This is a genomic window from Sphingomonas sp. T1 (genome assembly GCF_902506585.1).
GTDB classification, from domain to species: domain Bacteria; phylum Pseudomonadota; class Alphaproteobacteria; order Sphingomonadales; family Sphingomonadaceae; genus Sphingomonas; species Sphingomonas aerolata.
Genome location: NZ_LR733875.1, coordinates 3,757,633 through 3,783,233, shown reverse-complemented (window position 1 = coordinate 3,783,233; position 25,601 = coordinate 3,757,633). Strand labels below are relative to the sequence as shown.

31 protein-coding genes are annotated in these 25,601 nt (G+C 62.3%); 9 read left to right on the top strand and 22 right to left on the bottom strand.

The genetic code is table 11. The features are described from left to right. Positions 1-9 precede the first annotated feature (9 nt). From trbC to GV027_RS17310, 16 genes are read right to left on the bottom strand one after another with little or no spacing between them, the layout of a single operon-like run. Positions 10-753, bottom strand: a complete 744-nt coding sequence (gene trbC, locus GV027_RS17385) for a type-F conjugative transfer system pilin assembly protein TrbC (protein ID WP_159512624.1) — start codon at positions 751-753, stop codon at positions 10-12. A gap of 12 nt (positions 754-765) precedes the next feature. Continuing rightward, positions 766-1,812: a conjugal transfer pilus assembly protein TraU gene (traU, locus tag GV027_RS17380; protein WP_159512623.1), complete on the bottom strand. Its 1,047-nt coding sequence runs from the start codon at positions 1,810-1,812 to the stop codon at positions 766-768. Beyond that, positions 1,809-2,075: a hypothetical protein gene (locus GV027_RS17375; RefSeq protein ID WP_159512622.1), complete on the bottom strand. Its 267-nt coding sequence runs from the start codon at positions 2,073-2,075 to the stop codon at positions 1,809-1,811. The genes traU and GV027_RS17375 overlap by 4 nt, the downstream gene beginning before the upstream one ends. After that, positions 2,072-2,344: a hypothetical protein gene (locus tag GV027_RS17370; RefSeq protein WP_159512621.1), complete on the bottom strand. Its 273-nt coding sequence runs from the start codon at positions 2,342-2,344 to the stop codon at positions 2,072-2,074. The genes GV027_RS17375 and GV027_RS17370 overlap by 4 nt, the downstream gene beginning before the upstream one ends. Then, positions 2,344-2,982 carry a type-F conjugative transfer system protein TraW gene (traW, locus tag GV027_RS17365; protein ID WP_236559290.1) on the bottom strand — a complete coding sequence of 213 codons (639 nt, stop codon included), beginning with the start codon at positions 2,980-2,982 and terminating at the stop codon, positions 2,344-2,346. The genes GV027_RS17370 and traW overlap by 1 nt, the downstream gene beginning before the upstream one ends. After that, positions 2,979-3,521 carry a S26 family signal peptidase gene (locus GV027_RS17360; RefSeq protein ID WP_443029546.1) on the bottom strand — a complete coding sequence of 181 codons (543 nt, stop codon included), beginning with the start codon at positions 3,519-3,521 and terminating at the stop codon, positions 2,979-2,981. Before GV027_RS17360 ends, traW begins: the two co-directional genes overlap by 4 nt. Beyond that, the gene (locus tag GV027_RS17355) at positions 3,511-4,164 is read right to left on the bottom strand and encodes a TrbI F-type domain-containing protein (protein WP_201302643.1); all 654 of its coding nucleotides are present in this window, start codon (positions 4,162-4,164) and stop codon (positions 3,511-3,513) included. The genes GV027_RS17360 and GV027_RS17355 overlap by 11 nt, the downstream gene beginning before the upstream one ends. Continuing rightward, the gene (locus GV027_RS17350) at positions 4,161-4,502 is read right to left on the bottom strand and encodes a hypothetical protein (RefSeq protein WP_159512619.1); all 342 of its coding nucleotides are present in this window, start codon (positions 4,500-4,502) and stop codon (positions 4,161-4,163) included. Before GV027_RS17350 ends, GV027_RS17355 begins: the two co-directional genes overlap by 4 nt. Before the next feature lie 5 nt (positions 4,503-4,507). Beyond that, positions 4,508-7,090, bottom strand: coding sequence for a type IV secretion system protein TraC (gene traC, locus GV027_RS17345; RefSeq protein ID WP_159512618.1), 2,583 nt, complete (start codon positions 7,088-7,090; stop codon positions 4,508-4,510). Beyond that, positions 7,087-8,058 (bottom strand): conjugal transfer protein, encoded by a 972-nt coding sequence (locus GV027_RS17340; RefSeq protein ID WP_159512617.1) that lies wholly within the window; start codon positions 8,056-8,058, stop codon positions 7,087-7,089. Before GV027_RS17340 ends, traC begins: the two co-directional genes overlap by 4 nt. Next, on the bottom strand, positions 8,055-8,900 hold the full coding sequence (locus GV027_RS17335; RefSeq protein ID WP_159512616.1) for a DsbC family protein: 846 nt from the start codon (positions 8,898-8,900) through the stop codon (positions 8,055-8,057). Before GV027_RS17335 ends, GV027_RS17340 begins: the two co-directional genes overlap by 4 nt. Next, a complete protein-coding gene (locus GV027_RS17330) occupies positions 8,887-10,221 on the bottom strand; it encodes a TraB/VirB10 family protein (RefSeq protein WP_159512615.1) in 1,335 nt (444 codons plus the stop codon). Before GV027_RS17330 ends, GV027_RS17335 begins: the two co-directional genes overlap by 14 nt. Before the next feature lie 3 nt (positions 10,222-10,224). Then, complete coding sequence (locus GV027_RS17325; RefSeq protein WP_159512614.1) at positions 10,225-11,043, bottom strand: type-F conjugative transfer system secretin TraK; 819 nt, start codon at positions 11,041-11,043, stop codon at positions 10,225-10,227. Then, complete coding sequence (locus GV027_RS17320) at positions 11,040-11,612, bottom strand: type IV conjugative transfer system protein TraE (protein WP_159512613.1); 573 nt, start codon at positions 11,610-11,612, stop codon at positions 11,040-11,042. Before GV027_RS17320 ends, GV027_RS17325 begins: the two co-directional genes overlap by 4 nt. 1 nt (position 11,613) lies before the next feature. Further along, positions 11,614-11,904, bottom strand: a complete 291-nt coding sequence (gene traL / locus GV027_RS17315; RefSeq protein ID WP_159512612.1) for a type IV conjugative transfer system protein TraL — start codon at positions 11,902-11,904, stop codon at positions 11,614-11,616. Between the two features lie 59 nt (positions 11,905-11,963). Further along, positions 11,964-12,284, bottom strand: a complete 321-nt coding sequence (locus tag GV027_RS17310; RefSeq protein WP_159512611.1) for a TrbC/VirB2 family protein — start codon at positions 12,282-12,284, stop codon at positions 11,964-11,966. Positions 12,285-12,685: 401 nt separating this feature from the next. Here GV027_RS17310 and GV027_RS17305 point away from each other — a divergent pair, with 401 nt between their 5' ends. From GV027_RS17305 to GV027_RS17290, 4 genes are all read left to right on the top strand, one after another. Continuing rightward, positions 12,686-13,150: a hypothetical protein gene (locus GV027_RS17305; RefSeq protein ID WP_159512610.1), complete on the top strand. Its 465-nt coding sequence runs from the start codon at positions 12,686-12,688 to the stop codon at positions 13,148-13,150. Positions 13,151-13,261: 111 nt separating this feature from the next. Continuing rightward, a complete protein-coding gene (locus GV027_RS17300; RefSeq protein ID WP_159512609.1) occupies positions 13,262-13,768 on the top strand; it encodes a helix-turn-helix domain-containing protein in 507 nt (168 codons plus the stop codon). Positions 13,769-13,910: 142 nt separating this feature from the next. Then, complete coding sequence (locus tag GV027_RS17295; RefSeq protein WP_236559289.1) at positions 13,911-14,147, top strand: hypothetical protein; 237 nt, start codon at positions 13,911-13,913, stop codon at positions 14,145-14,147. A gap of 317 nt (positions 14,148-14,464) precedes the next feature. Then, on the top strand, positions 14,465-15,154 hold the full coding sequence (locus GV027_RS17290; RefSeq protein ID WP_236559288.1) for a helix-turn-helix domain-containing protein: 690 nt from the start codon (positions 14,465-14,467) through the stop codon (positions 15,152-15,154). Between the two features lie 176 nt (positions 15,155-15,330). On the opposite strand, the gene GV027_RS21825 is transcribed toward GV027_RS17290, so the two are convergent. Continuing rightward, on the bottom strand, positions 15,331-16,287 hold the full coding sequence (locus GV027_RS21825; RefSeq protein WP_328799485.1) for a lytic transglycosylase domain-containing protein: 957 nt from the start codon (positions 16,285-16,287) through the stop codon (positions 15,331-15,333). 54 nt (positions 16,288-16,341) lie between these two features. Here GV027_RS21825 and GV027_RS17280 point away from each other — a divergent pair, with 54 nt between their 5' ends. The 3 genes from GV027_RS17280 to GV027_RS17270 all read left to right on the top strand — a co-directional run bounded on the left by GV027_RS17280 (position 16,342) and on the right by GV027_RS17270 (position 20,556). After that, positions 16,342-17,634 (top strand): hypothetical protein, encoded by a 1,293-nt coding sequence (locus GV027_RS17280; protein WP_159512608.1) that lies wholly within the window; start codon positions 16,342-16,344, stop codon positions 17,632-17,634. Positions 17,635-18,193: 559 nt separating this feature from the next. Then, on the top strand, positions 18,194-18,988 hold the full coding sequence (locus GV027_RS17275) for a helix-turn-helix transcriptional regulator (RefSeq protein WP_236559287.1): 795 nt from the start codon (positions 18,194-18,196) through the stop codon (positions 18,986-18,988). A 62-nt stretch (positions 18,989-19,050) separates the two neighbouring features. Continuing rightward, positions 19,051-20,556: a S41 family peptidase gene (locus GV027_RS17270; protein ID WP_159512607.1), complete on the top strand. Its 1,506-nt coding sequence runs from the start codon at positions 19,051-19,053 to the stop codon at positions 20,554-20,556. Between the two features lie 234 nt (positions 20,557-20,790). Here the strand turns inward: GV027_RS17270 and GV027_RS17265 are convergent, their stop codons facing one another. The 5 genes from GV027_RS17265 to GV027_RS17245 form a co-directional block, all read right to left on the bottom strand. After that, positions 20,791-21,648, bottom strand: a complete 858-nt coding sequence (locus GV027_RS17265) for a hypothetical protein (RefSeq protein WP_159512606.1) — start codon at positions 21,646-21,648, stop codon at positions 20,791-20,793. Next, positions 21,645-22,793, bottom strand: a complete 1,149-nt coding sequence (locus GV027_RS17260) for a DNA cytosine methyltransferase (RefSeq protein ID WP_159512605.1) — start codon at positions 22,791-22,793, stop codon at positions 21,645-21,647. Before GV027_RS17260 ends, GV027_RS17265 begins: the two co-directional genes overlap by 4 nt. After that, positions 22,786-22,998 (bottom strand): hypothetical protein, encoded by a 213-nt coding sequence (locus tag GV027_RS17255; RefSeq protein ID WP_159512604.1) that lies wholly within the window; start codon positions 22,996-22,998, stop codon positions 22,786-22,788. The genes GV027_RS17260 and GV027_RS17255 overlap by 8 nt, the downstream gene beginning before the upstream one ends. A 73-nt stretch (positions 22,999-23,071) precedes the next feature. Then, positions 23,072-23,647, bottom strand: a complete 576-nt coding sequence (locus GV027_RS17250) for a GIY-YIG nuclease family protein (protein WP_159512603.1) — start codon at positions 23,645-23,647, stop codon at positions 23,072-23,074. Positions 23,648-23,978: 331 nt separating this feature from the next. After that, positions 23,979-24,248, bottom strand: coding sequence for a hypothetical protein (locus GV027_RS17245; RefSeq protein ID WP_159512602.1), 270 nt, complete (start codon positions 24,246-24,248; stop codon positions 23,979-23,981). 226 nt (positions 24,249-24,474) lie between these two features. On the opposite strand from GV027_RS17245, the gene GV027_RS17240 reads away from it, so the two are divergent. Then, complete coding sequence (locus GV027_RS17240) at positions 24,475-24,699, top strand: hypothetical protein (RefSeq protein WP_159512601.1); 225 nt, start codon at positions 24,475-24,477, stop codon at positions 24,697-24,699. An 11-nt stretch (positions 24,700-24,710) separates the two neighbouring features. Next, positions 24,711-25,565 (top strand): DUF7146 domain-containing protein, encoded by an 855-nt coding sequence (locus GV027_RS17235; RefSeq protein WP_159512600.1) that lies wholly within the window; start codon positions 24,711-24,713, stop codon positions 25,563-25,565. Positions 25,566-25,601: the final 36 nt, after the last annotated feature.

Sequence of the window (25,601 nt, the reverse complement as noted above, 5' to 3'; positions counted from 1 at the left end):
GCGCTTCACCTAAGCGCCCTTGGCCATGTTGCGCAGCGCAACCGACGAAACGCCGGCACCGGGACCACGGCCGGCGACGAAGGTCTCCAGCACGTAGCGCACCGACACGTTGCCAGTGATGCGATCATGCGCCGGCACCACAGTCTTGCAGGCGAGGCCGGAGCAGAGATCGAAGTCGCTGGATACCGCGACATAGGTCGGCACCGCCTGGACATCGAAGGCGCGAAACAGGCGCGGATCGATGCCGACATTGGCGAGCTGGTCCTTCTCGTTGACGACCTTCGCCAGCATCGCGCTGAACTGCTTCATCGAGTTGCCCGGAAAGCCGCGGAAGACGACGACACCGCCTGCCTTGGAGGTGTCCGCGATCAACTGGCGCAACGCCGGGATCGGCATCGACAGGCTGGCGAACGCGATGAACTGCGGGGCCTCACCGCGACCGGTCGACGACACGTTCTGGCTGGCGCCCTTGATGATTTCGTCGAAGTCGAACGCGCCATCACCGTTCATCGGCAGATCGGCCTTGGCGAGATTGACGAGGTTGCCCGTCGCCTTGGCCTGAACCGCGACAGCTTCCTCGCGGAAGGCATCGCCACGGTTGCGGACATGATCGGCGAAGACGTCGGCATCGCCCTGCATAGCGGCCGCGCGGCGCTTGATCGCCTCGAGGTCGAGGCCGTCGACGGTCTGCGCGATCGCCTGGATACCGGCAAAACCGGCAAGAGCGGCGATAACAATGGTGAGGCGGCGCATATCAGTGTCTCCTCAAAGCACGCAGCAGTTGCGCTTGCGCCAGACGAGGTAACCCATGTCCTCGCCCTTCACCGGGAAGGCACGACCGGCCTGGGGCGGCATGGTCGAGGCGCCGAGCGGCAGGCAGGCGGCCTTGCCGTTCACGGTCGGAATCGGGTTGACCATCTGGGTGCGGTATTGCTGCTTGCGCAGCACGGGCATCGGGTACTTGTTGCACAGGCCCTTGGCGCCCATCGTGCCCCAGGCGAGCCCTTCGCGGTGGATCTTGAAGGCGAAGCGAGCCAGCGCGAGGCGCGACGCCTGCACATGGCCGATCGAGGCGGCAATGTTGCCGTTGACCGGATACATCGGCCCCTGGCAGCCAGCGCACCAGAAGGTCGCATCGAGCGGCAGCTTGGCGGTGGACGCGATGCAGTCGCCGGCGCACGCAGCCTGCGCGATCGGCGACGAGAACAGCACCGCCTCCGGATTGATGAGCGCGGTCAGCGAGTCATCCTGCCAGAGCGGATCGACCTCGGTCATGTAGGCGATGTCGAACGACGACGCCTCGAAGCACGCGAAGTCGGCGAGGATCTCCATCCAGTAGAGCAGCGGATAGACGTACCAGTGGACGTGCCATTTGCTGGTGTTCTGGCCATTTCCGCCCGTCTGCGACGGACCGGACATTTGACCTTGGCCGATATCGAAACCGGGCGAAATCTTGGTGCCGCCCAGATTCACGAAACACCACGGCTTGGTGGTGACGTCGGCGAGACGGACCGGCTCCCAGAAGCCGGCGGAGATGCCGATGCGCGGCACCGGGCTGCCACAGGCACAGACCGGCAAGTCCGGATTGTCGGTGTCGGGTCGCGTGCTTGGCCAGATTTTCAGCGCGCCGACCGAGAGCGGAAACATGCAAGACCAGCAGACGTCGGTGATCGGATTGACGAACTTGCCGGTGCAGGTCGACTTCGCCGCTGGCACCGCGGGTGCGGGCGCCTGCGCATCGGCGCGCGGGCTGAGCAGAACCGATACGAGGAGGAAGGCCAGCGTTACCGCCAGCAGGCGCAGCGTCTTCATGACCGGACCTTCAAGGCAGCGAGCTTGGCAACGCAGACATAGACGCCAGCCAGCACGGCGATATTCAGTGCGACAAAGTGCAGATCACGGGCGGTGATCGTCACATCGGTCGGATCGAGCCATTCCGCGATCGCGCAGCGAATGACGAGGGCGACAAAGAACAGATGAACGACGTTCAGCCAGAGCAGGCATGAAGCGAGAAACTTCAAGCCGCGTCCCCATCCGGTAGCCGGAACGGTCTGAAAGTCAGCGAGCTGGCTCACGCCTCCTCCGACACCGCAGCGTCGAGGAAGGCGTTATCGGCGCGGTTCTTCCGAAAGACGTACAGAGCGGTATGCAACGCCGTGGTGATGAGCAGTGCTGCGACAACGAACGACGCTGGCCGACCGAACAGGGCGACCAGCGGCGAGATCGCCAACACGCCAAGCCCGGAGAGGACGCAGAGCACCTGAAAGGTCCGGCGCATCACGCGCAGGTCGTCGGTTTCGGGTGCTGCCATCGGTGTGCGCAGCAGGTCGAGCCAGAGCGGCATCAGCTGTTTCCCTTGAGCTTGATTTCGGAGAGCTTCATCACCCGGCCGTCCTGGACCGCGATCGCGGGGGTGTGGCGGATGCCGAGTTTGCCGGTGAGCCGACCTTCCTGGTCGAAGTAGAAGCGGCGCTTGCGGGCGGTCATCTCCTCGATCGGCGAGCCGTTCACGAGGATGATCTTGGCCTTCAGGTCGCTGTACTGGCTGGTCGCCCAGGCCATCTCCGCGGCGCTGTCGCCGTTGACGAAGATGAGCACCTGCCGGACCACGGTGAAGTCGAGCGGATTCACCGCTTGGCCCCGACGGGCGATGTAATTGCCCTTCTGGTCCTGCACGTCGTGCTCGATCACGATCGTTGGGTCATAGGCCCATTCCCGCGTCTCGGTCGCAGCCGTGATGCCGTCGACCGGCTTGGGCCGGCGCACGCGGGCTTCGGCACGGCGCGCGAACTCGGTATTCATGCGGTCGATGCCGCCGGTGGCCTGCAGATGCTGGAGCTTAGCTTCCATCGTCGCGAGCAAATCCGGCTCGATGATCGGAAACGCCTGTCCGACCACGCCATGGTCACGCGCGCGGGTCGCCGAGGTCAGCGACACCGACAGCAGCGCGACGATCGCAAAGGACTCCAGCGTCCGGTTCACAGGATCGGCTGCCCGACGCCGACGATCTTGTCGGCGCATGCGTAGCCGATCGCGGCATAGCGACTGTCGAAGCCGTCCTTGTGCGGGCTGCCGACATAGTAGCACCCTTGCGGGATCACGCCGGTCGGACCCGCCACCAGCGTCTCTCCCGACTTGGTGACCGGCTTCATGTGGCTGACCAGCTTGCCGGCGACGAACACGTCGGCGCCGCGGTGGACGACGGTGTCGCCCGGCATGCCGTAGACGATCTTGCCGAACATCTGCTTCTTCGCACCGAAATGCTTGATGACCAGAGGCACGGCTGGCGGCACGAAGAACACATACTCGCCGCGCTTGGGCACGGCGGTCTTGTGGATCACGAACGCCCAGTTCGGCAGCGATTCCGAGGCGTTGATGAGCAGCCCGTGGGTGTCACGCCACTCGGTGATGGTGTTGAACGCCATGCCACCAGCGATGAACAGGCCGAGCGCCGCCCACAGCCGCTTGCGCGGCCGGAAGCCTTCGGCGGGTGCCGGGAGGGTGGTGGCGTTACTGGACACCGGTGCCTCCAAACGTCGAGACCGACGCGCCGCCTGCGGCCGGATCGACCGCTGCCACGTCCTGCCCTGCGGCCGGGACTGGCATGCCAGCGAAGGGGTTGGCAGCCGGTGCGGCCGGAGCAACCTGCGCGGTCACAACCGGTGCGATCGCGGGCGCGGTCGGCACCTGACCCTGCATCATCGCGCCCATCTGCGTCGGCGTCGCCGGCACCGGCGCCTTCAGCCCTGAGGCATAGACCGCCTTGGCGACGTCGGAGGTGATATCGGGCACGCTTTTGGAAAGCACTGCCTCACCGACGAGGATGACCTGGCCATCGGCACCGCGGCGCTGCAGCTCGGTGTCGAGCGACGCCATGAAGGCGCGCATCTGCGCCTGCACCTGATCGGGCGGCGTGGCACTGCGCGCCTGTGCCTGCACGTAGTCGCCGACGATCCGCGACAAGTCTGCCTTGACGATGTGCTGTGGCTTGTCGGCCGTTACCGTCCGGGTCACCCACATCGCCCATACCAGCGCGAAGAGGATTGCTGCGCCGATGAAAAGCTGACCGGCGGTATAGCCAGCGAATACGGCCTTGGGCCTCGCCGCAACAGCTACGGGAGCGGTGACTGGGGCCACCACGGGAGTATCGACGGTGTCGCTCATGCGGTGCGCTCCTGGCAACCAGCGTCACGCGGCAGGATGGCGTGACGACGGAAGAAGATGATCGCGGCGCTCAGCGCCAGGTGGACCCCGCCGACGATCAGCTTGAACTGGTCGACCCGACCAGCGTCCGCGGCGAGGTAGCGGCTGGTGAGGTTCTGGACGTGGTTCATCATGCCATCCAGCGAGAAGCCGCCGATCGCGAGGAAGAACAACAGGAACAGGCCCCACGTCATCAGCAGCGTGGTGGTGAGGAAGCCCGCCATGTGCAGGCCGAAGTAGAGGCCATAGCCATAGTCGACCTTGCGGCCGCTACGGGGCATTGGGAGAACGGTTGCCATGCTGGTCACTCCGCGGCGATCGGCAGCGCGTCATCGACGCTGGGATCGGTCCACTTCTCGGGGTTGTTGGGGTAGGCGACCCGCTCGATCGCCTCTTCCATGGTCAGGCCCTGGCCAAGCAGATCATGGATCGCGGCGAACGTGAGGGGTGAGGACGAGTAGACCGTCGCGGAATAGGGATCGAGAACGAGGCGGCCGACCGCCAACGTCTCCGGGCCCTTGATCATCACGTCGGAATACTCGGCGCCCTGCCGCTTCAGCGAGCGGAGCAGAGCGTCGGTGTGGTCGTCCATCTGAAAGCGATCATGCTTCTTGAAGTCCGCGATCGTCTCTTCCTTCTGTTGAAGGATGACGAACCAGTCGCTGTTCTCGAGCGCCGCCTTGGACCCGTCCGACTTATAATAATCGTTGAGGCTCTGCGTGGCGGTGACGAGCGACGCGCCATATTTGCGGCAGGTCCGGGCATACGCTTCGATGAAGTCGGCCATCGAGCCGCCCTTCAGCATCTGCCATGCCTCATCGAGTAGCAGCGCCTTGCGGATCGAGCGATCGTCGCGGCGCATCGACTGGCTGACGAGGAACATGATCGCGGTCAGCGCGACCGAACGCAACTCCTCGCGCGACGAGAGGTCGGACATCTCGAAAACGGTGAGGTTGTTCTTTAGCTCGAACGACACTTGGCCCTCGAACATGCGGCCATAGGTGCCCTTTGAGGAGAAGGGTCGCATCGCGATCGCGAGATCGATGCCGATCTGATTGCCGGTGGTATCGAGCGCGGTGATGACATCATTGACCGACCCTTTTGGGCCATGCTCTGCCCAGACCTCGTTGATCGCGCCGTCGATCAGGCCGCGCTCGGTGTCGTTCAGCTTGTCGATATGCCGCGCCATCTGGTTCACGATGCTTTTCAGCATCGCAAAGCAATCCATACGATAATCCTCGTCGGCTTCCGCCTGGACCGGATCAATCATGCTGAACGGATTGATGCAGAACCCCGACGCCATCGTGAACTCGACGAATGCGCCACCCTGCAATTTGCATGAGTGTTCGAACGAGCGGCCGTCATCGATCACCACGACCTTGGCACCGGCGCCGACCATCGATGAGCAAAGCTCCTGCAGCGCCACCGACTTGCCGGAGCCGGACTTGCCGAACACGGCGACGTTGTGGTTGCCGGCGGTGTTCTCGAACGGCGACCAGAAGAACGGCTGGCCGCGCCGGCCGATCAGCATCAGGTGCGGGTTGTTGCCGCCGAGATACTCGCCCTGCAGTGGCATGAGGCTGGCGGCCGTCGTGGTCAGCACGGTGCGCAGCCGCTTCATGTTCTTCAGGTCGAAGGACAAGCCATTGGCCATCGTCATCGGCATCGCCGCGAGCAGGCCCTGGATCTGCAGATAGCGATCGTCGAGCAGGTCCCAGCCCGCCGCCCGGTACACCGACTTCAGGATGCGCTCATTGGCGTCGCCCTTGCCCTTGGGGCTGAACGAGGTGACCGAGTAGAACGCCTGCACCAGCTTGCGGCCCTGGCTCAGCTCGTCCTTGACGTGGCGCCACTCCTTCGACTGGTCGTGCAGCTGCGGCAGCATCCGTGCCGACTTGCTGTCGGCGAGGCTGGTGGTGCGCATGAACTTGCGGCCGGCGCGCTGCCCGGAAGCCTCTGCATCGGGGAAGTCGAGGCACAGGTTGGTCGAAACCGGGCAGGGCATGCGCAGCTTGTCGGCGAACATATCGCCGATGAGCTTGGCCATGTCCCACGGTGCCCAGCGCTTCGGCAAGTTGCGCGCCGAGAAGGACCGAACATCGAACGTGTCCGGGTAGATTTCGCCGATCTCGGGCGCGTTGTCGACGATCTTGCCAGTCGGCCGGAAGCGCTCGGTGCGCAGCAGGATGCGGTCGGGCTCGATCTTCATTTCCAGATCGTGGCGCACTGCCTGGTCGGCGATCGCATCGAAAGGATTGTAGGTAATCATGTCATCACCGGGCGCCGTGGTCGGCGAGGTGATGTCATCGATCCACGAGATCAGCCCCTTGGGATCGACGGCACGCGCATGGACGCCGAGCGATTCAAGCGCCGAAATCAGCCCTTCCATGACCGAGGTGATTTCCTCGTTCGATACGCGGCTCGATTCCGGCGTCGAGTAGGACAGGCCGAGACGGTGATTGCGCAGGCAGAAGGGAGCCGATGCCGACAGCGACTTCCAGACACCACCCATCAGGTAGTCGGTGCGGTGCCGGGCCATCCGCTCGTAGATGCCGGACGCAGAATAGCGCGGCAGATACCACTGCGAGAGCTTCTCGCTAATCCGCGGGCTCATCCAACCATGGACCTGCAAGGCCCCCGGTGTCGGAATGCCTTCGGACAGCAGCTGCGCCAGCATCTCATGGCTTTGGTCGGTTGCGCCAGTCATCGGCGTCGCTTCGAGGAAGAAGCCGCGCGAGGCACTGTTGTAATAGATGTGCGTCTTAGGGTCGTAGCTACGGTAAGGCAGCCAGTGGACGAACCGCGGGACGGTAGTGTCCGGGCGGCTGTTCTCCGGCTTCTTGGAGTCGCCAAGGACGGTCGATAGCAGGCCGCTGAAGATGCTCACTGATCTACTCCGGGGAACGAGGATGCGCGCAGCACTGGCAGTGGGCTGGCAGCCTTGGCCGCCTCGCGCGCCTCCGGCTCGGCACGGGCAAGGCCCGAGCGGATCGCAGGGTTGCGGGCTATCGATGCGATCGCAGCACGGCCTGCCGGCGTTGCGTACTTCGGGACAACGATGCCCGAGGTCGCTGAAATCGCCACAGGTGCCGAGACAGTGGGCGTGACCGAGCGAACAGGCGCGGATGAGGGTAGGGGTTTGGGCGCGGTCGTCATGCCGACCGCGACGGGGGTGGTCGTGGCAGGCCGGACGGTCCCGGGCACTGCGATTGGCGCTTGTACGGCGGATGCCGACGGCGCCGGGCGACGCGCGGTCCGCGACAGCCGGCGCGCCACCTGATCCTTGATGTCGCCGACCGGGTCCGCCTGCGCGCGGGCGGCAGCAACCGCCGCAGCGCTCGGCAGGTCGGGATCGACCAAGGTGTCGCCATCCGCGACCAGCGGCTGATCGGCGCGATCGATCGCGGCCAGCAACGTATCGCCGCCAGTCGCTGCACGAACCTCTGCCGGCGTCGTTGCAACGGCGTTATCAGCAAGCGCTTGTTGCCAGTCACCGCGCTCGACCACAGCATGAACTGCGGTCTGCTCGTGGAGCCGGCCGGCACCATCGATCTGCGCCGGGAAGACGATACGCAGCACGCGCTCCTGGCTACGGGCGGGTGCAACCGCCGCGGTCTGGAAGCCACGGCCTTCGGAACGCGGCGCGGGGTAGGGACCCGCCGGCGTGATGAGGCGATCGCCGTCCTCGCCAGAGATCATCGCCAGCGCGCGATCGTCGATGAACGAGCTTGGCGCGCAGATGCCATCCGGTGCGGTGCAGTTGAAGCTGCCCTTCACGTTGCCGTCGAGCGTGGTGCAACCGGTGACCGCGGAGCCGCCCGCGAGAACGGCGAGGAGGAGGCGGGCGCGGCTCACGACTTGCTGCCCGCGATGAAGGCAGCGGTCAGCTCGGCCGAGCGGAAGCCTTCCATGACGGCGCCGTCGCCGCGCACCAGCACCGGCGTCCCTTGCAGCCCGTTCGCCTTGGCGAACCGCTCATTGGCGTCGAGGCCGGAGGTGTTGCAGCTTGCCGAGGTGCCGAGCGGCTCGCGGGCATAAGCGCTATGCAACGCCTTCACCCGGTCCCTGGCGCAGTAGACCTGGTTGGACAGCGCACGGGTGTTGAGCGCCGAGATCGGCCGCTCGACCACCCGCACGTTGAGCGACACCAGCGCGTTGCTGAGCGCCTTGCAGTAGCCGCACTCGAAATCACTGAAGACGGTGACCGTCTTGCCCTGTGGGTTGCCCCAGACGATGGCACCGTCCTTGGGCAGGCCGGCCAACGACAGATGCTTCGGCGTGGTCGGCACTGCGGGCCGATCGGCGCTGGTCAGAGGCGCGTCGCCACGATCGGGGGCAGCGTTGGCCTTGGCGGCCCCGCCAACCAGCGTATCCGGGTTAATCTCGAGCAAACGGGTCGCGGTCAGGTCCTGACGCGTTTCCATGTCGTAAACCCGACCGATGACGAGATAGCGGCCGCTACGATCGACGTAGAACAGGTTGTTACCGGCGGTGACCTCACACAGGCCGTCGACAACCTTGCAGTCAACCTTGCTCACCTGCGTTTTTGGCAGGCGAGTCTTGAGACGTTCGATCGTGCTTGTCTCGGGACTGCGATCAGTGGGGAAGGCGACACCACCGATAACGGAGACGGCGAACGCGACGGCGATCGCGCCCTTGCTCCGGTGCCATTTCGGCGCGCTATCAGTTGCGGACATAGACACCCTCCAGGAAGACGATTTCGACATCGACGCCGGTCGGCATTTCGATGACCGGCTGGTACTGCTCGGCGCGCTCGATCAGGTATTTGGAGAGGTCCTTGCCGGACTCCTGCGCACCGCCACCGATCGCCCGCAGGCCAACATTGCCGAGGTTCGGCGTCTGGTTGATGCCACCGTTCGCACCGCTGCCAATGGTCGCGACGGGCATCGTGAACGCCGAGTTGAGCGCCGTGCCGGCACCGCCGACGAGACCGGCAAAGAATGCCTGCATCGCCAGCGAGCCTTCGCGGCTGACGACGCGGCCACGCACGCCGGTCTTGCCGCCAAAGGCGATGAAGCCCTTGACCTCGGACTCCGCGTACCGCCCGCCCGGCTGCGGGCAGGTCATCTTCTGTAGCTTGATGTAGACCTTCTCACTCGACAGATCGCCGCGTGCCGCGCCATTGATGAGGCAGCCCTGGATCTTCGTCGTCAGCAGCTTGCCGTTCTGCAGCACCGAGCGTGCTGGCCCGGTGATGCGCAGCACCACCGGCAGCGGATCCGCCTGACTGTTGACCCCGGCCGAGGCATCGACGCCGACCACGACTTTGGCGGAGGCAAAGCTGTTCGCCGGCAGATAGTTCGGGCTGTCGGTATAGACCGTGCTGCCCTTCGATACCTTGGAGGCGTTGCCGGTCTCGGTCGTGCCAAATGACACCATCTTGACCTCGCTCAGCCGGGCGGGCGCGGGCGCAATCCCGGGGCCGGAAGCGCCGGGATTGCCGTACATGGCAGCACTGCCCGGACCGTACATCGCCTGCGGTCCCGGCATCGGTGCCGGTGCTGCAGCACGCTCGTTGACCTGCCGGCGCAGCTGATCGTTCTCGGCCTGATAAGCCGACACAACCCGCTGGCCATCGGACGACATCGAAGTATTCTGAGCGCGGAGCGCATCGATCTGTTCGGACAGCTGCGCGACACGGGCATTGGTGCCGTCGACGCCCTTCAGCTGGTTCTCGGTCGACTGGAAGCGGTTCTCGGACTGCGCCATCCACTCCTGCTCGGACTTGGTCTTGTTGGTCATGTCGCTGACCGAGACCGTCTTCTTGTCCGCGCTATCGGGGTCGATCTTCTTGACCGCGTCATCACCGCCGAAGATCCAGAACGACGACGCCACCAGGACGACGCCGCAGCCGGCCGCGAGCTTCATCTGCTGCTTCTTGCGGGTCTCGATATTGCCATCGAGTTCCGATGCGACCGGCGAGACGCCGTCTGCGTCGACCGCTTCCGGTGCGTCGAGCGGCTTACGCTCGCGTGAAAAAATGTTCTTGAGGCCCATGGCTTAGTTTCCGTTCCGCGAGACGAGGTAGGCGGTCGTGACCCGACCCGGCGCGAGCTTGGGCTCGGCGATCGACACCGCCAGCGCGCTGGCCGGTGCCACCGTGGATTCGGTCAGCGTGGTTTCAACGGTGCCTTTGTTCTCGATGCGCAGGACGCGGCCGGTCATCGCCTCGCCGCGATACTCCGCGATCATCTGCACCTTGAGGTTGCCGACATAGACCGGCTTCAGCGAGCGCTGACGCATCTCGAAGCCGTCCACGCTCTTGTTGGCGTACATCGCCTGCACCAGCGTCACCGCGGCTTCTTCCGGCGTGGACGTCTGTGCGACCTTGGTGGTGGTGCCGGCTTCCGCTGCATCGGCCTTGGCGATCGCGGGGTTCGAGACGAACACCTGTACTGCCTGGTCGCCGCTGATCCGGCACTGAAACTTGTAGACGTAGCCGCGCTTCGACGTCCCGAAGAACGACAGCACCTGCCGGCCGAAGCCTTCCGGGACCGACAGGTAAATGTCGCCGCGCACCGGCTCGTTGACGACCGAGAAGTCGTCGGACGGATTGCCGGTATTGATCTTGGAGACGCCTGCAAACTCATCGCCGACGAGGCTGATGCGGGTGAGGTCCTTTGAGGACGCAGTACACGACACCTGCGCGCCGTCAGCAGCCATCAACGTCTGATCGCCAGCGGCAAAGGCCGGCGCTGCGAAGACGAAGACCGCAACCGCGATGAGGGCCAAGCCCGCGATGCGGCTCAGCCAGCAGAAGGTGCGGGTGGAGAGGGCAGTGCCGAGCGCGGCACTGCCAAAAGCGTAGATCGCGGTCACATCGCGGCTCCCGGTCGGGTCTTGGGTTGGACCATGCTGAAGCCGACGAGCTTCAGGGTCATGCCGGCATATTCCCAGTCGTAGACGAAGGTGCGCTGCTCGGATGAAACGATCTTCTGACCGATCACCGTGTTGAGCTTGCCGGACACGGTCGACTGGAGCGCCTTGGGATCGATCTCCATGCCTTCCAGCGTGAAGTATTGCGACATGCTCGAGCCGCGCTGTTCGTCGACGATCTTGAGGAGGTCGGCCTTGATCGCGCCCTGCGACTTGGGCGACACGATCGCGAGGACCGACTTCATCCAATAGTCGAGGCTCGACGGCGTGCGGTTGAGGGTCAGCACCGCGGTATCGCGGGTGATGAGTTCGAGATATTCGCGCGAGACGCCGGAGGTCGACAGCGTGACCGGCGAGCCGAGCACCGGTTGCAACACGATCTCGCGGCTGCGGGTCGCCGACATCAGCAATAGCAGCGCAACGACCCCGGCGAGGACCAACGCGGCGATACCGAGGAGGTTACGCTGGCGGAGGACGCGCTGGGATTGCGCGTGCTGGTAGGAGAAGTCCATGTCAGCCCACCATCAGTCGAAGATAGGAAGGTGGCGTCGCCTTGAGCGACGGGAAGCCGCCCGGCAGATGCCAATAGGCCAGATGGATCAACCACGAAGTCGCCCGTCCCGCCTTGGCCCTTCGCAAGGCCCACCAGCCCAGGACGGCGAGGCCGATCCCGATGACGATGTGTTGGGACAGGATCCCCCAGGTGAAGGGGATGACCATCGCGAGGAACTCGTCGAGCGTCCAGAACCCGATCAGCTCAGGGTCGTCGAGATGCGATGGGATCACGTACTTATCGGCTGACATCACGCCACCTTCAAGGACGGTGCCGGCGAAGCTGCTATCAACGCCGGCACCGGGTCGGGTCAGATGGTTGCGGTGACGGTCGAGGTGACGATGGGGATACCGGTGCCGGCACCGACGCCCACGCCGACCGGGATCGCGACCTGGCCGAGCGAGAAGCGGCCCGAGGCCAGACCGACAACGCCGCCAGCCAGCGACAGGACGGTGATGATCTTACCGCCCGAACCTTCCAGGAAGCCGGTGAAGGCATTCAGGGCGGTGTTGAACGTGGCGTCCGCACCGGCCAGCGCCGGGGTGGCAAGGACAGCGGCCGCGGCTGCGGCGCCGATGACCGCCAGGGCGGTCGTCTCGGCGCGACGGCCGATCTTGAGCATGGTCTTCATGATAGGAGTCTCCTTCGATCGAGCGCATTTCGGCGCGCCCAAAAGAAGGCTGGATGTTCAGCTGCCGAGCGGCAATCGAGATCGGCGGGAACTTTAGCGCCGGCCGTTATTTTTGACGTTAGCCCGCATATTTTCGCCGCTTCTGAGCGTTGCTGACCCGGATATGCGCCACACTGACCCGGATATGAGCCACCGTGACCCGGATATGAGACACGGTGGCTCATATCCGGGTCACGGTGTCTCGCATTTGCGCCAGAGGTGTTGCAGAGCGACCAAGATGGAATTCTATACAAATCCCGCTTCGGTGTTCGGGCTCGCCCTGTTTACCCATAGCGAACGTAGCCTATCAAAGGGCATCGTGTGGAACGCGAGTGATTTTGAGAAGATCGGGTAATACATCCATGCTGGCTGAAGAGAGAAATTGCGAACTTGACGTCTCGGAGTTCTATTTCCGGTTAACGACGGAGAGTATCCGCTTGTTCTCCAACAAGTCACTGGCCCTATGCGAGCTGCGGCAAGTAATCGAAGATAGAGCGGGTTTGGCGGCAGAGCTAAAGGATTATTATGCTGCTGACGATATGCAGGAGCATCTATTTGTTATTCCGACCGATGGAGATATTTCTTTAAAATTTACCATTCTTGAAACAAGTGCGTCAAGCATAGATCAGGCAGCGACTATCCTGCAGGAGGCGCTAGGCCGATCAATCGAATTTGCCGATGCCCTTTCGCTAATGATGTATGACTTTATAGTTGAGGAAGCGAAGACAGAGGTTCTGACAAAGCTTGGCCTATCATCTGAGCAAGCCGAGAAATACCGACGAATACTAAAAAGAACGCCGTCGAACGTCATTCCTTTCAAGAGATAACGCAGACGAAACGACTGTAAATCCGTCAGATGGTTAACCTTCCGCTAACGGAAGGTTGCAAAGCGCTGTTTTTTGAATAACCCTTAACGCGTATTTCCGGGAGGTTACGGCGTGGGGGCTCTAGATCATGAGATCGGATCGGACACAAAGGTGTCCAGAGGTCCGTATACAATCGCCGACTATATCAATGCCCGAGCTCGTGCGGATGGCCTCAGCCAGCGCACGATTGCAGCAAACACGGGCTACAGCAGAAGCAGGGTAAACCGAATACTACGCGACGAAGATCGACGACCGATCAGCCTCGTAGAGGCTAACACGATCCTTGCATCGATGGGCGTCGGGCCACTGGAGGTGGCACTCGCCAATGAGGTAATCAACAAGAACACTTCGATAAATGCTGATGAAATGGGGATTGTGTTGTCGCTGGTTGCAGTGATGGTAGATGGCCTGCCAATAAAGATTGCCGCTTTGTTGGACGTGATCGACGGATTTGAATCGTCCGATATTCGGAAAGAACATGGCATTAAGCTACACAATGCAATCTACGACATGTTGAAGTCGCTCTATACCGATCTTACCGAACGGAAAGATGCGCGGATCGACTACACCAAATTTTGATTTCACCAGGGCTTGGCCGCTGACTTTTTGCGGCGAGCCCGGAGGCGAGGTGCCAGGGCCGTCGCCGGAACACGCACAATCCCTACGAGGCTTAAGCGCTTAATTGCGCTTTCCAAATATGTGCGTTAAGCCTGCGATTCTTATGGAATCGGTCTCAAACACCCACGCTGCAAAATCGATGCGCCGCAAGGCTGACAATCGCCGTGAGCAGGGATGGAAGCGTAACAGCTTCTGGTTGACGCCCGATGCCGTAGACGTGCTCGATCGCGCTCGAAAACGGCTCGGTCTGGATTCTCGTGAAGCCACGATCAACGCCATACTCGAGCGCATCGGCACCGACATGTTTCTGCAGCAGGAGTTTTTGGCTGTGACCAAATAAAGAGAAGCCCGGCCGAAGCCGGGCATCCCCAAGTCAGTGGTTGGGAACGAGTCCCTACCGGTTATGTCAGCGTCGCCAAACGCCAACGGCTCCTCAATAAAGCCAGACATAACCGCTCCTGACCCAAGAATCAAGGATGCGCGTTTCGCGCCACGCTATCGCTTTGCCTGGTCCGGCCTCCATCAAGGAGGAAGGCAATGGAAGCTATTACCTTTGGAGGGGCGCTTACGAGCGCCCTGTCCGGAATGCCCGTCAGGTCGAAGCCTGCGCGGTCTGGTGCGGTGCGTCGCACTGGCGTTCCCGTCCTGCGGGGCAGCATGGAAGCTGGTACGTTCGAGGAGAGCTTTTTCGCGATCCCCGGCGCCGGTGAAACCGACCGTTTGCTGAATGCCGCCCGCAAGACCCTCGACGCTGCGAGGGGGCTGCGCCGGGTGGCACGCAAGGGTGAACGCAAGCTCAGCGTCGCAGAGCGCGCGATCGCCGCGTTGCAGGCAAGCATGGTTCGCGTGTTCGAGGAGCTGTTGACCTTGGCCCGCCTTAACAAGGGCAAGGTTTTTCCGACCTACGAGTATCTCGCCGAGCGGACCAACTACGGCCGTGCGACCATCACCCGCGCCCTGTCGGTGCTGGAGGATATCGGCTTCATCGTACGCCAGCGCCGTTTCAAGCGCATCGCTGGCGAGGGCCGTGGTCCCCGCTACGTGCAGACCTCAAATGCCTACCGGCCGCTGTTGCCCGCCCGCGTACTGGCGATCCTGCCCCGCTGGATGCGGGCGGCACCGGTTCCGGTCGACGCCGAGGAGCGCCAGATCGAACAGATCGAAGTAACGAAGGCGATGCTCGACACGCTGTCGTGCAAGGAGCTGGCGGAAGCCACGGTCAGCGGCCCACTCGGCCAGATGCTGGCTCGGCTCGGTGCTGGCGTCGATCGTGCTGAACGTGAGGCTCACAATGGTTCGGAACCGCTAATGGATTCATTAAATATACGTCAAACAGAGTTGGCCTAAGCCGGCCAACGCGTAACTTATTGGAGGAGACCGCCACCCCGGACCAAAACAACAACCGCTGGCAACCAGACGAAACGCCAGGAGTGTCGGCTTACGCCGCCACAATGCTCCCCGAGTGGAGCATGCGGATTCTGCTGTGCTTATTCCAACCTGTTGCGATCGCGGCGATCTCTGGATCAGAACTGCGTCATCGCAGCTATCCGCGTGTACCCTCGTGGCAAGGTCGAGATCGTCGAGGGCGATCCCGGTGGCGAGGTCAGGCGTGACCAGTTGGCGATGATGCTGGTCACATAGGCTTGCGTCTCGGTGATACGCGGCACCAGTCCATTCCTGATCCTCCCCGGACCCGCATTGTACGCGGCCAGGGCGAGGTGGACCTGCCCGAAGCGGTCGAGTTGCTGGCGGAGATAGCGGGCCCCGCCGCGCATATTCTGGAGGGGATCGTAGCGATCGACGCCGAGCCCGACCGCGGTGCCGGGCATCAGCTGCGCGAGGCCGTAGGCGTTGGCGGTAGACGTCGCGATCGGATTGTAGCCGCTTTCCCGAATAATCATCGCGTCGAACAATCCGGTCGGGATGCCCTGCTCGCAGGCGACCGCGCTCATCATCCCGTAATAGGCTGCCCGGCGTGCCTCCGCACCGCGGCCAAGGAAACCCGACGGTTGATACGCCAGCGGCGCGCAGCCGGGCTTGAAGGGCACCTGCTGAATGGCGCCGATGCCGCCACGCAGCCAACCCGGCACCGGGATCGAAGAGAACGCCGCCACGATCGCTGGCTCTCTGGTGGTCGCAACCGGCGAAGCTACCGCTGCCGCCATCTCCTGCTGCATGCGAAACTGCACATACCGGCGACTGAGATCATGGACCGCGAAGGACGCCGGCAGGGGCGGGGCATCGACCGCCTGCAGCGGCGCTGCACTGTCTGGCTCTATTGCTTCGTCCTCGATCGGAGCGTTGCCCATCATGGAGATCAGCTGCACCTTGCGGACGAGGCCACGTTTCGGCGCGGCAAGCGCCTGCGAGCCGACGATCAGACCGGCGCAAAGGCCAACAACAGCGACTGGATAACGCACGGAAAACCCCCAAACGACGTGGTATTCAAGAGTTGAGGTCCGGTAGTTAGCGCTTGTCAAGACCACCGGACCTGCCGAAACTGCCTCAAATCAGCGCCTCAAGGTCACTCGAACATGTGGTTGATCCACCGCGATACCGACGGAAACAGCCGAGACCGAATCCGGCTACCGCCACCTTTGCGCGAGGCGCTGGTGCGCTGGTACGTCGGCGAGGGCTCGTATCACGACGAACAGGCTGGGGTGACGCTGGTCCAGAACGCCCGGGTCGGCGAACGCTGGATCGCCTGTGACTGCCTTGGCACCGACGAGGCACCCCCGATCCTGACGCCGGCCTACCTCTCCGAGGCCGAAACCTATTACCTCCGTCGGCTGACCAGCACCAAGCGTCCCGAGCATCGTCCCGACTGCCCGTTCTTCCGCGATCAGGCCACCAACCGCCTCACCGAGGTCCGGACGCGCAACATGCCGACCGATCCGCCTGCGGGGTTCTTCGAGGTGCTGCGGCCGGCGCCGGAGAAGCTCGCGCAACGTCCCGAGGACGACAGCCAGGATGACCGCACCCGCAACGCCTCGACGCCGCGCCTTGCCCGCCTGCTCTGGCGGTTGCTCGACAATGCCGGCTGCAACCAGATCGCGCCGCTCATGATCGGTCAGGAATGGTCGATCAAAGAGGAGTTTGCTGCGCTCGGTCGCGCGGCCGCCAAGATCGAGATCGCCCCCGGCATCGAGCTGGCCCGCGCCTTCTGGACACATGCGCGACCGCTCGAGACCAACGTGGTCTATGGCACGCTCCGCGTGCTGGCCCCGAAATGGCCCAAGACCCACGCACCGCAGGGCTTCGTGGCGCTCTACGCCAAGACGATCAAAGGTAACGAGATCCATGTCCCCGACGGCGACCCGATCCGGATCGCCACCCGGGTCCAGTCACCCTCGATACGGGGTAACCGCATCACCGGCCCCTTCATCGTCCTGGTCGTCGCCGGCGAGTATCCGGAGGCGCGTGGCTATGCGCCGCTGCGCGCCTATGCCCAGCCGATCCACAACGGTCGCATGTTCGTGCCGGTCGAATCCGACTTCGAACGCAAGACCCTGCGCGCCATCCTCGCCGCCCAGCGCGAGCTTCACGTCCAGGGCGTCGACGTCGCGATCGGCAAGCCGCTGTTCGATATGATGACGCCGGATGGTCCCTGCCGACCCGACTTCATGCTGGAGGCGAGGTCGCGGATGACCGGCGAGGTGAAGACGTTGGTGGTAGAGGCAATGGGGTTCGATAGTGACGACTATGAGGCGGCAAAGGCGGTCACCCATCCCCGCATGAAGACGCTTGGCGACCTCATGACCCTTGATCCATCCGAAGTAGAGCAGGATCTTGCCGTCCGGAAAATCTTGCGGACGCTCGATATCTGATTGTTCGGCTCTGGTTCGTGGCTTCCCGGGAAAAGCGATGGTCCGTCCGCGAGATAGTTGGAAATGCTACGGCGGAGCGGCGGTTCTAAATCATTTTTAAATTAGAAATTTGTCACCAAAAAATGGAAACAGTGGCCATCACGTAGGTGTCGCAGCTCGAAACATAGCAACGTCCGCTCGCCGTCGGCACAATTTCCTAATCCCGCTATTTACCGCTGGCGGATGGCACCCGGCTCGAATTGACTGCCAACATCAGCGTTCCGGCAGATGTGCCAAAGGTGGCTTCTTCTCATACGTTTGACCGTCCCGTTTCTCCGTCTCTAACGGTCAATTTCAGGAAAGAGCAATCAGGAACAGATTTTGAGAAAACGGCCACCTTGTTGCCGTCCGGCGTGCCTTGCGACCGTCAGCCGTCCTGACCATCCTTCCCAGTCGGGAAGCGGGGCACCACCTCCTGTGCAGCATCGACCAACGACCGTTGCGGCATTCTCAATGGTGACTGCACGTCATGATGCTATCGTCATGCGGAGATGTTGCAGGTCCATAGCGGAAACGGCCTTTGAGAACCGAACAAGACCCATCGCTCGTGCTGAACCAGCATGAGTTGGACGTACTCCGCCTTCTAGCGAGCGGTCACACGGCCAAGAGCATCGCGGAGCGAAGCGGGTTATCCGTCAATGCTGTCAACGACCGCTTGCGCGAAGCGCGCCGCAAGACCGGGGTAGGAAGCAGCCGTGAACTGGCTCGACTGATCGCCACCCAAGAAAATTGGGCCGAGAAAATTGAGGTTCCGTCCGGCGCTCCCGTTGACCAGACCGAGCATCCGGAAGCCGGCCTCCCTACGGCCCGGTCCATTCGTCGGAAGGCGGTCATCGTGGTTCCAGCAGTCATCCTCGCCCTGAGCGTTATCGCTTGGCATCAACACTCCAAGGTCAACCCGTTCGATCCGGCGATTACGGCAACGACCGATCTAGTTATCGAGGCTCTCGGCTCGTCCATCCAGGATCCACGCACCCTGCACGCGGCGCTGAAGGCCGAGCAGCTCGATCCGGTCTGGGCGGAACGCATGGAAACCTTGCTCACCAGAACCTACGCGCCTGCCCTCACCAAGACGAGTTTGGCTGGTGCGGTCCGTGTCCAGTGCGGACGTACCTTGTGCGAGGTCTATGCCGTTCATCATCAACCGTCCTCGTCGACAGAAGAAGTGAGGCTGAAGCAGGCATTGGGCGCACCGATCTTCAGAAACCTGGAGGAAGCCGGGCTGGTTAACCGTGGACTGAATACGAGCAGTGATGACGGTCCTAATGGGCGTCTGTCGTTCGTGACCTACTGGCAAGGGCCACCTCGCCCCTGATCCACTGGCCAGAATTACCTTATTGCAACGGCCTGCCTCACGCGGGCGGTTAGGACACCTGTATGCTCATTCCGCTAAAGCGCGTGATCCACTCCATCCGCGCCGCCTCCCGACGGGCTTCCGTCGTCACTGCGTTGATAGTCCTCGTCGTTGCTCCGGCAGCCGCACCTGCCGAGGACAGACCGAGCTATGACGCGGCCGCGTGGCTAGGCGACCTCCAGCAATTCCGATCCGCCATTGATCGGCGCTATCCCAACCGCGACTGGTTGACGAACGAGCGGGAGGTTTCGCTTGATCGATGGTTCGATAGCGCTGCGGCGACCATCCGGGCTGGTGGCAATGACGCCGATGCACGGCTCGCGATGGACAATCTGGTCAGGCGTTTCCAGGACGGCCATCTCGAACTGCGATGGCCCAAGCCGGTGGCGGGACGGAATAGCGATCAAGTAACCGTCACGACAGCAAAACCGGCGACTGTTGACGCGTTCTGCGCAGCGCGAGGCTTTCAGGGCGGACAGATTACGCGCGGTACGGCGGCCTCGATGCCGGGCTACCGAGCCATCGACGACCAGAACCCGTTCCGGCCCGGCTTGATCGATGCCGGTGGCACCGCGGTTGGGATCATCCGGATAGGCTCCTTTGCGCCGCAATCGTACCCGATTCTGTGCGAGCAAGCCGCGACGAGCTTGAAAATCTTGCCCTCCGCGCTCTGCGAAGCCGATTGCGAGGACCGTCTGCTCACGAAGGTCTTTGTCCTGATGACCCGCAACCTCATGGCGGCTGTTGAGCGGCTGCGTGACTTGGGCGCGCAGACGCTGCTCGTCGATCTGTCGCGGAATGGTGGCGGCACAGAATGGGCCGAAGCAGCGGCTCGGATCGTATCACCCGTGCCCCTGCACTCTGCGGCGATCAGCGTGATCCGCGACGAGGCATGGGGCGGGCGCTGGCACACCTTGGCAGATAAGCTGCGACAGCAGGCCAAGCGGTCGTCCCGCGCCGATCGGTCAATGTTGCTGGTCTTGGCAGGGCAGGCGGACGCACTCGCCGAGAGTTCGATGTCGTGCCCGACGTCGACCTGCTCTCGCCTTGTGCCGGCGGGTTTCGCCAGTGGCCTGATCGCCGAACTTCCCGCGGGGCGGCTCGACGGCAGGACATGGGCACCGGAAGTATTCAGTGCTGCCCAGTTTCCCTATCGGGATAGCGTTTGGAAAGGGCCGGTCGTTGTCCTCGTGGACGACGAGACTTGGTCCGCTGCCGAACAATTCGCGGCGCTGCTCCAGGACAATGCCGCTGCGATAGTCATGGGGACGCGAACTGGCGGCGCAGGATGCGGACATCTCTATGGCGATGATCCTATCGTGCTTTCCCACAGCACAGCCGAGCTTTCGATGCCAAACTGCGCTCGCTTCCGTAAGGACGGCAGCAACGAGGTTGGAGGGGTCGTTCCCGATGTGTCTACAGCCGCGCGGTGGAACGACGGCCCGGCCTTTGCGGGCCGTTTGACGGCCAAACGTCTCCCTGACGCTATCAGGCAGGCTAACATCTTGACCGCCAGAATTGCGAGATAGTCCGGACATCCGTTCATCAGAGCGCCATGCTATCGTTCCCAACATACCATCGCATTCGGGACAGCGCTGGCCGTCTCGATCGCGGTTCGTTTTTGATAATGGGCAGGTAGCGCCCCAACGCGGTCTGAACGCTACATTCAGAAGTCGAAATGAGAGGCTATCTGAGCAGGAAACGTTGATTTCTGGCCGGGGTCGCTAAGATTACGAGGGCCAACAGCTATGATCCGCGATCAGTTAGACCCGCCGAATAGGAGTCATTTCTGAGACTTTCTGAACAACGCCAGCGCGGCGGATTGTCGTTTGTCGCATTAACTCGGGGCCGGTGTGCAGCTTGAAATCAACATGGTTCAGTTCGGCATCATGGCCTTTGAAGCACCGGTGAAAGGCCGACAACAGCTCGACGGTATCGATCGGTTGCGAGGAAACCGCTGGTATGGCGATCGACGGCACGGTCTTGGGAAATAAGTAGATGCACACTGGCGGAACGCGGAATGGCCCAATATCTGTAAGCCGTTCTTCGTTGGCGTCGCCGGCAATTTTCGGACATGGACGACCGATGGTGCCGCACACCATGTCCCATACTATCAGGCCATCCACACGTTGGTTTCGCGAGATCATCTCAGCGCTGAGGCGGGTATGAATCCCGGACCAAGCATTGCGTCGGGGATCGGCGCCTAGGTTTGTGCAGATGCTCCAAATTATGAATTCGTCGGCACCGGCCGGACGCTCGAAAATGTTGGTGTTGTTTCCGTCTAGGCACCCCTTCAAGTCGATTACGGCGCTGCGCCCGCTAGGGAGGCGAACCGAATAGTCGTTGCGGCTAGAATCCTCAGTTAGATCCCACCCCGCAATAAAACCTTCGTCCTCCATATGGTTGAGGACGTGTTGAACGAACTCACGTTTTGCGCGCATCGTTGCCGAAAACTGGCCTCTGACCCGTTCGACAGCGCCACGGAAAAGCCCTGAATTGTAGAAGTCGCGTTCGTCCAACCCGTGATCGCCAAGCCGATGCGCCTCAGTCTTTAATACCTCGGCGAACCGCTCGATTTGCGCGCGAAGATTCTCGTTCTGCTTACAGGGTATAACGCTCATGCGGCAGTTCGTTCGGCCGCCTCCGCCATGCCCAACAGCGGCTCAAGAATATGATGAGCAAGGTGTCGGACCACCGGAACTGCTACGCCATCGCCGGTGAGGTGGTAAGCCTCATTGTAGTTGCGGGGCAGCTTATAGCTTTCATCGAGGCCCATCAGGCGCGCCGTCTCGCGTGCGGAGATCAAGCGAGATCGAACTTTAGCACCGTCGATGACGACAATCACTTGTCGACTCGATCCTCCTGCAGGCGTGCGAAGGCATCCTGATACGTCATCAAAACGGACCTCGGCGCGCTGCACCTTCACGCCCTTCTCGTTGACCCGTGTGCGCTTATAGACCCCTCCTACAATGCGATGCCCAGCGCGTTTGGCGGCGTTCACCTTGGCGAGGTTGAGCGGAGACATCATGCTGAGAAGTTGTTGGGTTTCCGCAGGTGTATGCCAGGATACGCTTGTCGGATTCTCTTCGATCATGCTTGCGAATGTCGAGTTGCGCCGGTCAGGCGTAGGCACGTTCCACCACAGCATCGTTTCTTGCAACTTTGCGGGCAAGCGCTCCACGGCGCTTCGGAGCCCTCGCGTGTGGAAAGGCTCGATCGGACCGGGCGAAATCAGCGCGGGGTCCGCCTCAACATCGGCATGAATGCCAATCACAAAGAGCCGTGGCCTCGAATGCGGAAGGAACAGAGCGGCGTTGATGACTAGCGCGCCGCAGCGATAGCCCGCGTCCGCAAAGGTCTGACAGATCGCTTCAAAATCTTTACCGCCGTGTGAAGTCAGCGTGCCGCACACGTTCTCGAGCGCGATCAGCTTAGGCGCGCGATCGTCCGCGATTAGCCCTCTAATTATGTCCCAGAAAGGGTAAAAAGTGCCCGAGCGTTCGCCACGCAAGCCGGCACCGCCGCCGGCTAGCGACAAGTCCTGACAGGGGAAGGATCCCCAGACCAAATCAGCGCAGTCGGGCAGATCAGCGGCAGTGAGCTGCTTCACATCGCCTACCTTCAGTTCGCCTTTTGTCCCCCAATTTGCCTGATAGGTCAGACCCTTTTTATGATCAAAATCGTTAGCAAACAGACACGTCCAGCCAGCGCCTAGCCCGGCTCGTGCCATGCCCCCGCCGGCAAAAAACTCGTAAAACTCAGCCATGGGAGACCCGGCTTTCCTCACGAAGATCGTTCGCGCTTGCCTCACGGGCAAGCTTCTCCGCGATTGCTTCTGTGATCCAGGAGTTGCGCGAGACATTGCCAGGGCGATCGGCGCGCCGTGAATCGATCGCTGCAAACGTGTCGGCTGAGAGCCGCAGGTTGATACGGTCGAGATCACGAACCGTCGCAGGTTTAGAAATTGTCATGGCGCCATTCTGGCGCCACCTTTTCACCTTGTCTATAGTGTTCTAGATATGTTCTAAATTTAGGCCAAGCCGTTTATTCGTCTCCAGGGTCTGACTCACCAGTGAGGCCAAGAAGTTCGCCGTGGTAGCGCGCCAGACGCTTAAAATGGGCGTCCATCGCCCGCGCTACCTGCGGTGAATTTTTGACGGTCAGAAAGTGGCCCACAATCTGAGTATAGTGCCCAGCTTGGCGTGGCAGCCGTTGGGACGGATCGATTTTGTCGACGATTTCCTCGTCTGACATGACTTGGATTGCCTGAGCTGGCTTAGGAATTTTGGTGCCCTTGGCAGGGGCCGGCGGAATCGAGCCGTTCATAAGCTGCGACTTCGCATTGAAATGGTGAAAAAGAAGTCCTTCAAGGGGGGTGATTTCGGCCTTTGTTTCGACGGGATACGTGAGCACCCAAGCAATTTCCCAAACGTCGATTTGTCGATTGGCAATGATATCAGAACGGGCAGAGGTCAAATGTCGAGCGACGCGGCTGCGAATGCCGTCCGTAGACTGCCCAACGTATATCGGAACTTTGTTGAGATCGCACAGGACGTAGACACCGATCTGATTGACGAGCGATCGAACTGCTTTTCTTCTAAATGCAAAATCGATCGCCACCGCTTACCCCACCATTAGCTCAGGATCCCTGATAGCGGTGCTTGGGTAGCGGTGCCAAGCCGGTAGAAGCGCCGTCCTCACGCGGCAAGCTGGCTTGGCTTCCTGCCATTTGGGGCAACCTGCTCGTTCCCAAAATTCAATCCCAATCGGGACGCACAACGGCTCGCGGAAGGAGCGGTGGCCGCTGGTCCGTTCTATATGCCGCCCCCATCTAGCAATGACCGTACGCCCGAAATAGGCGGGAACCTACACTCGCAGTAACCAACCTACAGCGCTCCATTTCCAGTTATTTAGCGGGCATTTCTAGCTTTTTAGCGATCGGACTAAGCGATCAGGCCCAGGTCATCGTAGCGGCGAAATAGCTCACGATGCCAAGCGTCACCGGCGTCGACAGCAGATAGAGCTTCTGCCAGCGCCACCACGCCTTCGGCAGAAACAAAACCGCGCCACGGACGGTGCGAACGTCCTGCCACGCCTTGTCCTGCCACAGGCCATGTACTGTCACGCTGACCGACATTACCATCGCGATCGCGCAGCACATGCCCGCCGACAGATAGATGGCGATCCAGTTGGCAATCTCGATTTGCGAAAACTGGTTCACGGACACCTCATCTTAAGGAGCACTGGCCAGAAACCAGCGCAGAATGGTTGTAGTTCCCGGACAGATTAACAGGCACGCTTTAGCGCCCGGTAAACGACCGGCGCGCATCGTTGGCCCGTCAAAATGGAGTGGAGAGGGAGGGTGAGAGAAGGGTCGTGTTGAGCGGCCTCAACCCTTCGCACCAGGGACAGCCGGTAAAGGCGTCCCGAAACCAAAGGCCTCCGCCATGCAACGCGTCATCCTTGTCATTCGGGACGGCACCGACGTGCCCATCGCAGACGTCCATCCCGACGAAGCCACCGCGCGCCGGGCCCTCGCAGCCTATGTCCGGGAACGGACAGGACTTCTCACCACCCGACACGCCGCCAACGATGACGGCGCGATCGAAGCCTATTTCGCCAGCGAGTCCGCGGACTACGCCATCGTCGGCGTCGCCGGCGACGAACGCTGATTGGTCCGGCCATGACACTCATCGCCAATCGACCATCCCAGCACATGGTCGACCTGGTCGGCGCGCTTGGCGGCACCTGGCACGGCAATACCGCGACGTGCCGGTGCCCCGCCCATGCCGATGGCACGCCGAGCCTGTCGATCCGGCAGGGTGACCGCGGACTGCTGGTGACCTGCTTTGCCGGCTGCAACGCCAGCGACATCCTCCGCGAACTCGATCGTATCCCGCTCGGTCGCCGCTATGAACCACCAGCCCCGGCCCAGGCGACCGGCACCGCCAATATCGATCGGCTATGGAGCGAGGCGGGCAGCGTGTCCGGCAACCTCGCGGAGCGCTATCTGGCATCGCGGTGCCTGCTGCCGGCGCCGACGGATGTCCGTTTCCATCCGCGCTGCCCGCTTGGTCCCAAACCGACGACGGTGTTCAAGCCGGCGCTGCTGGTCGGGGTACGTGAAGGTCAGCGCCTGGTCGCCTTCCAGCGCATCTTCCTCAATCCCGATGGTGGCTACACCCAGAAGGCGACGCTCGGGACGCTTGGCACCGGCGCATGGCGGGGCGGCGGGCTAGGACCGACGATTGGGCTCGCCGAGGGCTTCGAGACGGCGCGGGCATGGTCACAGATCCGGGGCCTGCCTTGCTGGGCAACGCTCGGCTCGCGCCGGCTCGATATCATCACCATCCCCGACAGCGTCACCAAGCTGATCCTCGCCGGCGACAATGACCTGGCCGGACGCCGGGCGGTGTCGCGGAGCATTGCCCGCTACGCAGGCGACAACCGGGTGATCCAGGTCGACTTCCCCGTGGGCCACAAGGACTGGGCCGGGGCACTCGAGGCCAAGGAGAGGGGAGGGGGAAGGGGGCGGTGAGCTGTCGGATTGGCAGCGAAGCCGAAGGAACCCTGC

Excerpts from the sequence above, each read along its gene's own strand:
- trbC (WP_159512624.1), bottom strand. The coding sequence starts at position 753 with ATGCGCCGCCTCACCATTGTTATCGCCGCTCTTGCCGGTTTTGCCGGT.
- traU (WP_159512623.1), bottom strand. The coding sequence starts at position 1,812 with ATGAAGACGCTGCGCCTGCTGGCGGTAACGCTGGCCTTCCTCCTCGTA.
- GV027_RS17370 (WP_159512621.1), bottom strand. The coding sequence starts at position 2,344 with ATGCCGCTCTGGCTCGACCTGCTGCGCACACCGATGGCAGCACCCGAA.
- GV027_RS17355 (WP_201302643.1), bottom strand. The coding sequence starts at position 4,164 with ATGAGCGACACCGTCGATACTCCCGTGGTGGCCCCAGTCACCGCTCCC.
- GV027_RS17350 (WP_159512619.1), bottom strand. The coding sequence starts at position 4,502 with ATGGCAACCGTTCTCCCAATGCCCCGTAGCGGCCGCAAGGTCGACTAT.
- GV027_RS17335 (WP_159512616.1), bottom strand. The coding sequence starts at position 8,900 with ATGTCCGCAACTGATAGCGCGCCGAAATGGCACCGGAGCAAGGGCGCG.
- GV027_RS17330 (WP_159512615.1), bottom strand. The coding sequence starts at position 10,221 with ATGGGCCTCAAGAACATTTTTTCACGCGAGCGTAAGCCGCTCGACGCA.
- GV027_RS17320 (WP_159512613.1), bottom strand. The coding sequence starts at position 11,612 with ATGGACTTCTCCTACCAGCACGCGCAATCCCAGCGCGTCCTCCGCCAG.
- traL (WP_159512612.1), bottom strand. The coding sequence starts at position 11,904 with ATGTCAGCCGATAAGTACGTGATCCCATCGCATCTCGACGACCCTGAG.
- GV027_RS17310 (WP_159512611.1), bottom strand. The coding sequence starts at position 12,284 with ATGAAGACCATGCTCAAGATCGGCCGTCGCGCCGAGACGACCGCCCTG.
- GV027_RS17305 (WP_159512610.1), top strand. The coding sequence starts at position 12,686 with ATGCTGGCTGAAGAGAGAAATTGCGAACTTGACGTCTCGGAGTTCTAT.
- GV027_RS17295 (WP_236559289.1), top strand. The coding sequence starts at position 13,911 with ATGGAATCGGTCTCAAACACCCACGCTGCAAAATCGATGCGCCGCAAG.
- GV027_RS17290 (WP_236559288.1), top strand. The coding sequence starts at position 14,465 with ATGGAAGCTGGTACGTTCGAGGAGAGCTTTTTCGCGATCCCCGGCGCC.
- GV027_RS17280 (WP_159512608.1), top strand. The coding sequence starts at position 16,342 with ATGTGGTTGATCCACCGCGATACCGACGGAAACAGCCGAGACCGAATC.
- GV027_RS17270 (WP_159512607.1), top strand. The coding sequence starts at position 19,051 with ATGCTCATTCCGCTAAAGCGCGTGATCCACTCCATCCGCGCCGCCTCC.
- GV027_RS17265 (WP_159512606.1), bottom strand. The coding sequence starts at position 21,648 with ATGAGCGTTATACCCTGTAAGCAGAACGAGAATCTTCGCGCGCAAATC.
- GV027_RS17260 (WP_159512605.1), bottom strand. The coding sequence starts at position 22,793 with ATGGCTGAGTTTTACGAGTTTTTTGCCGGCGGGGGCATGGCACGAGCC.
- GV027_RS17255 (WP_159512604.1), bottom strand. The coding sequence starts at position 22,998 with ATGACAATTTCTAAACCTGCGACGGTTCGTGATCTCGACCGTATCAAC.
- GV027_RS17240 (WP_159512601.1), top strand. The coding sequence starts at position 24,475 with ATGCAACGCGTCATCCTTGTCATTCGGGACGGCACCGACGTGCCCATC.
- GV027_RS17235 (WP_159512600.1), top strand. The coding sequence starts at position 24,711 with ATGACACTCATCGCCAATCGACCATCCCAGCACATGGTCGACCTGGTC.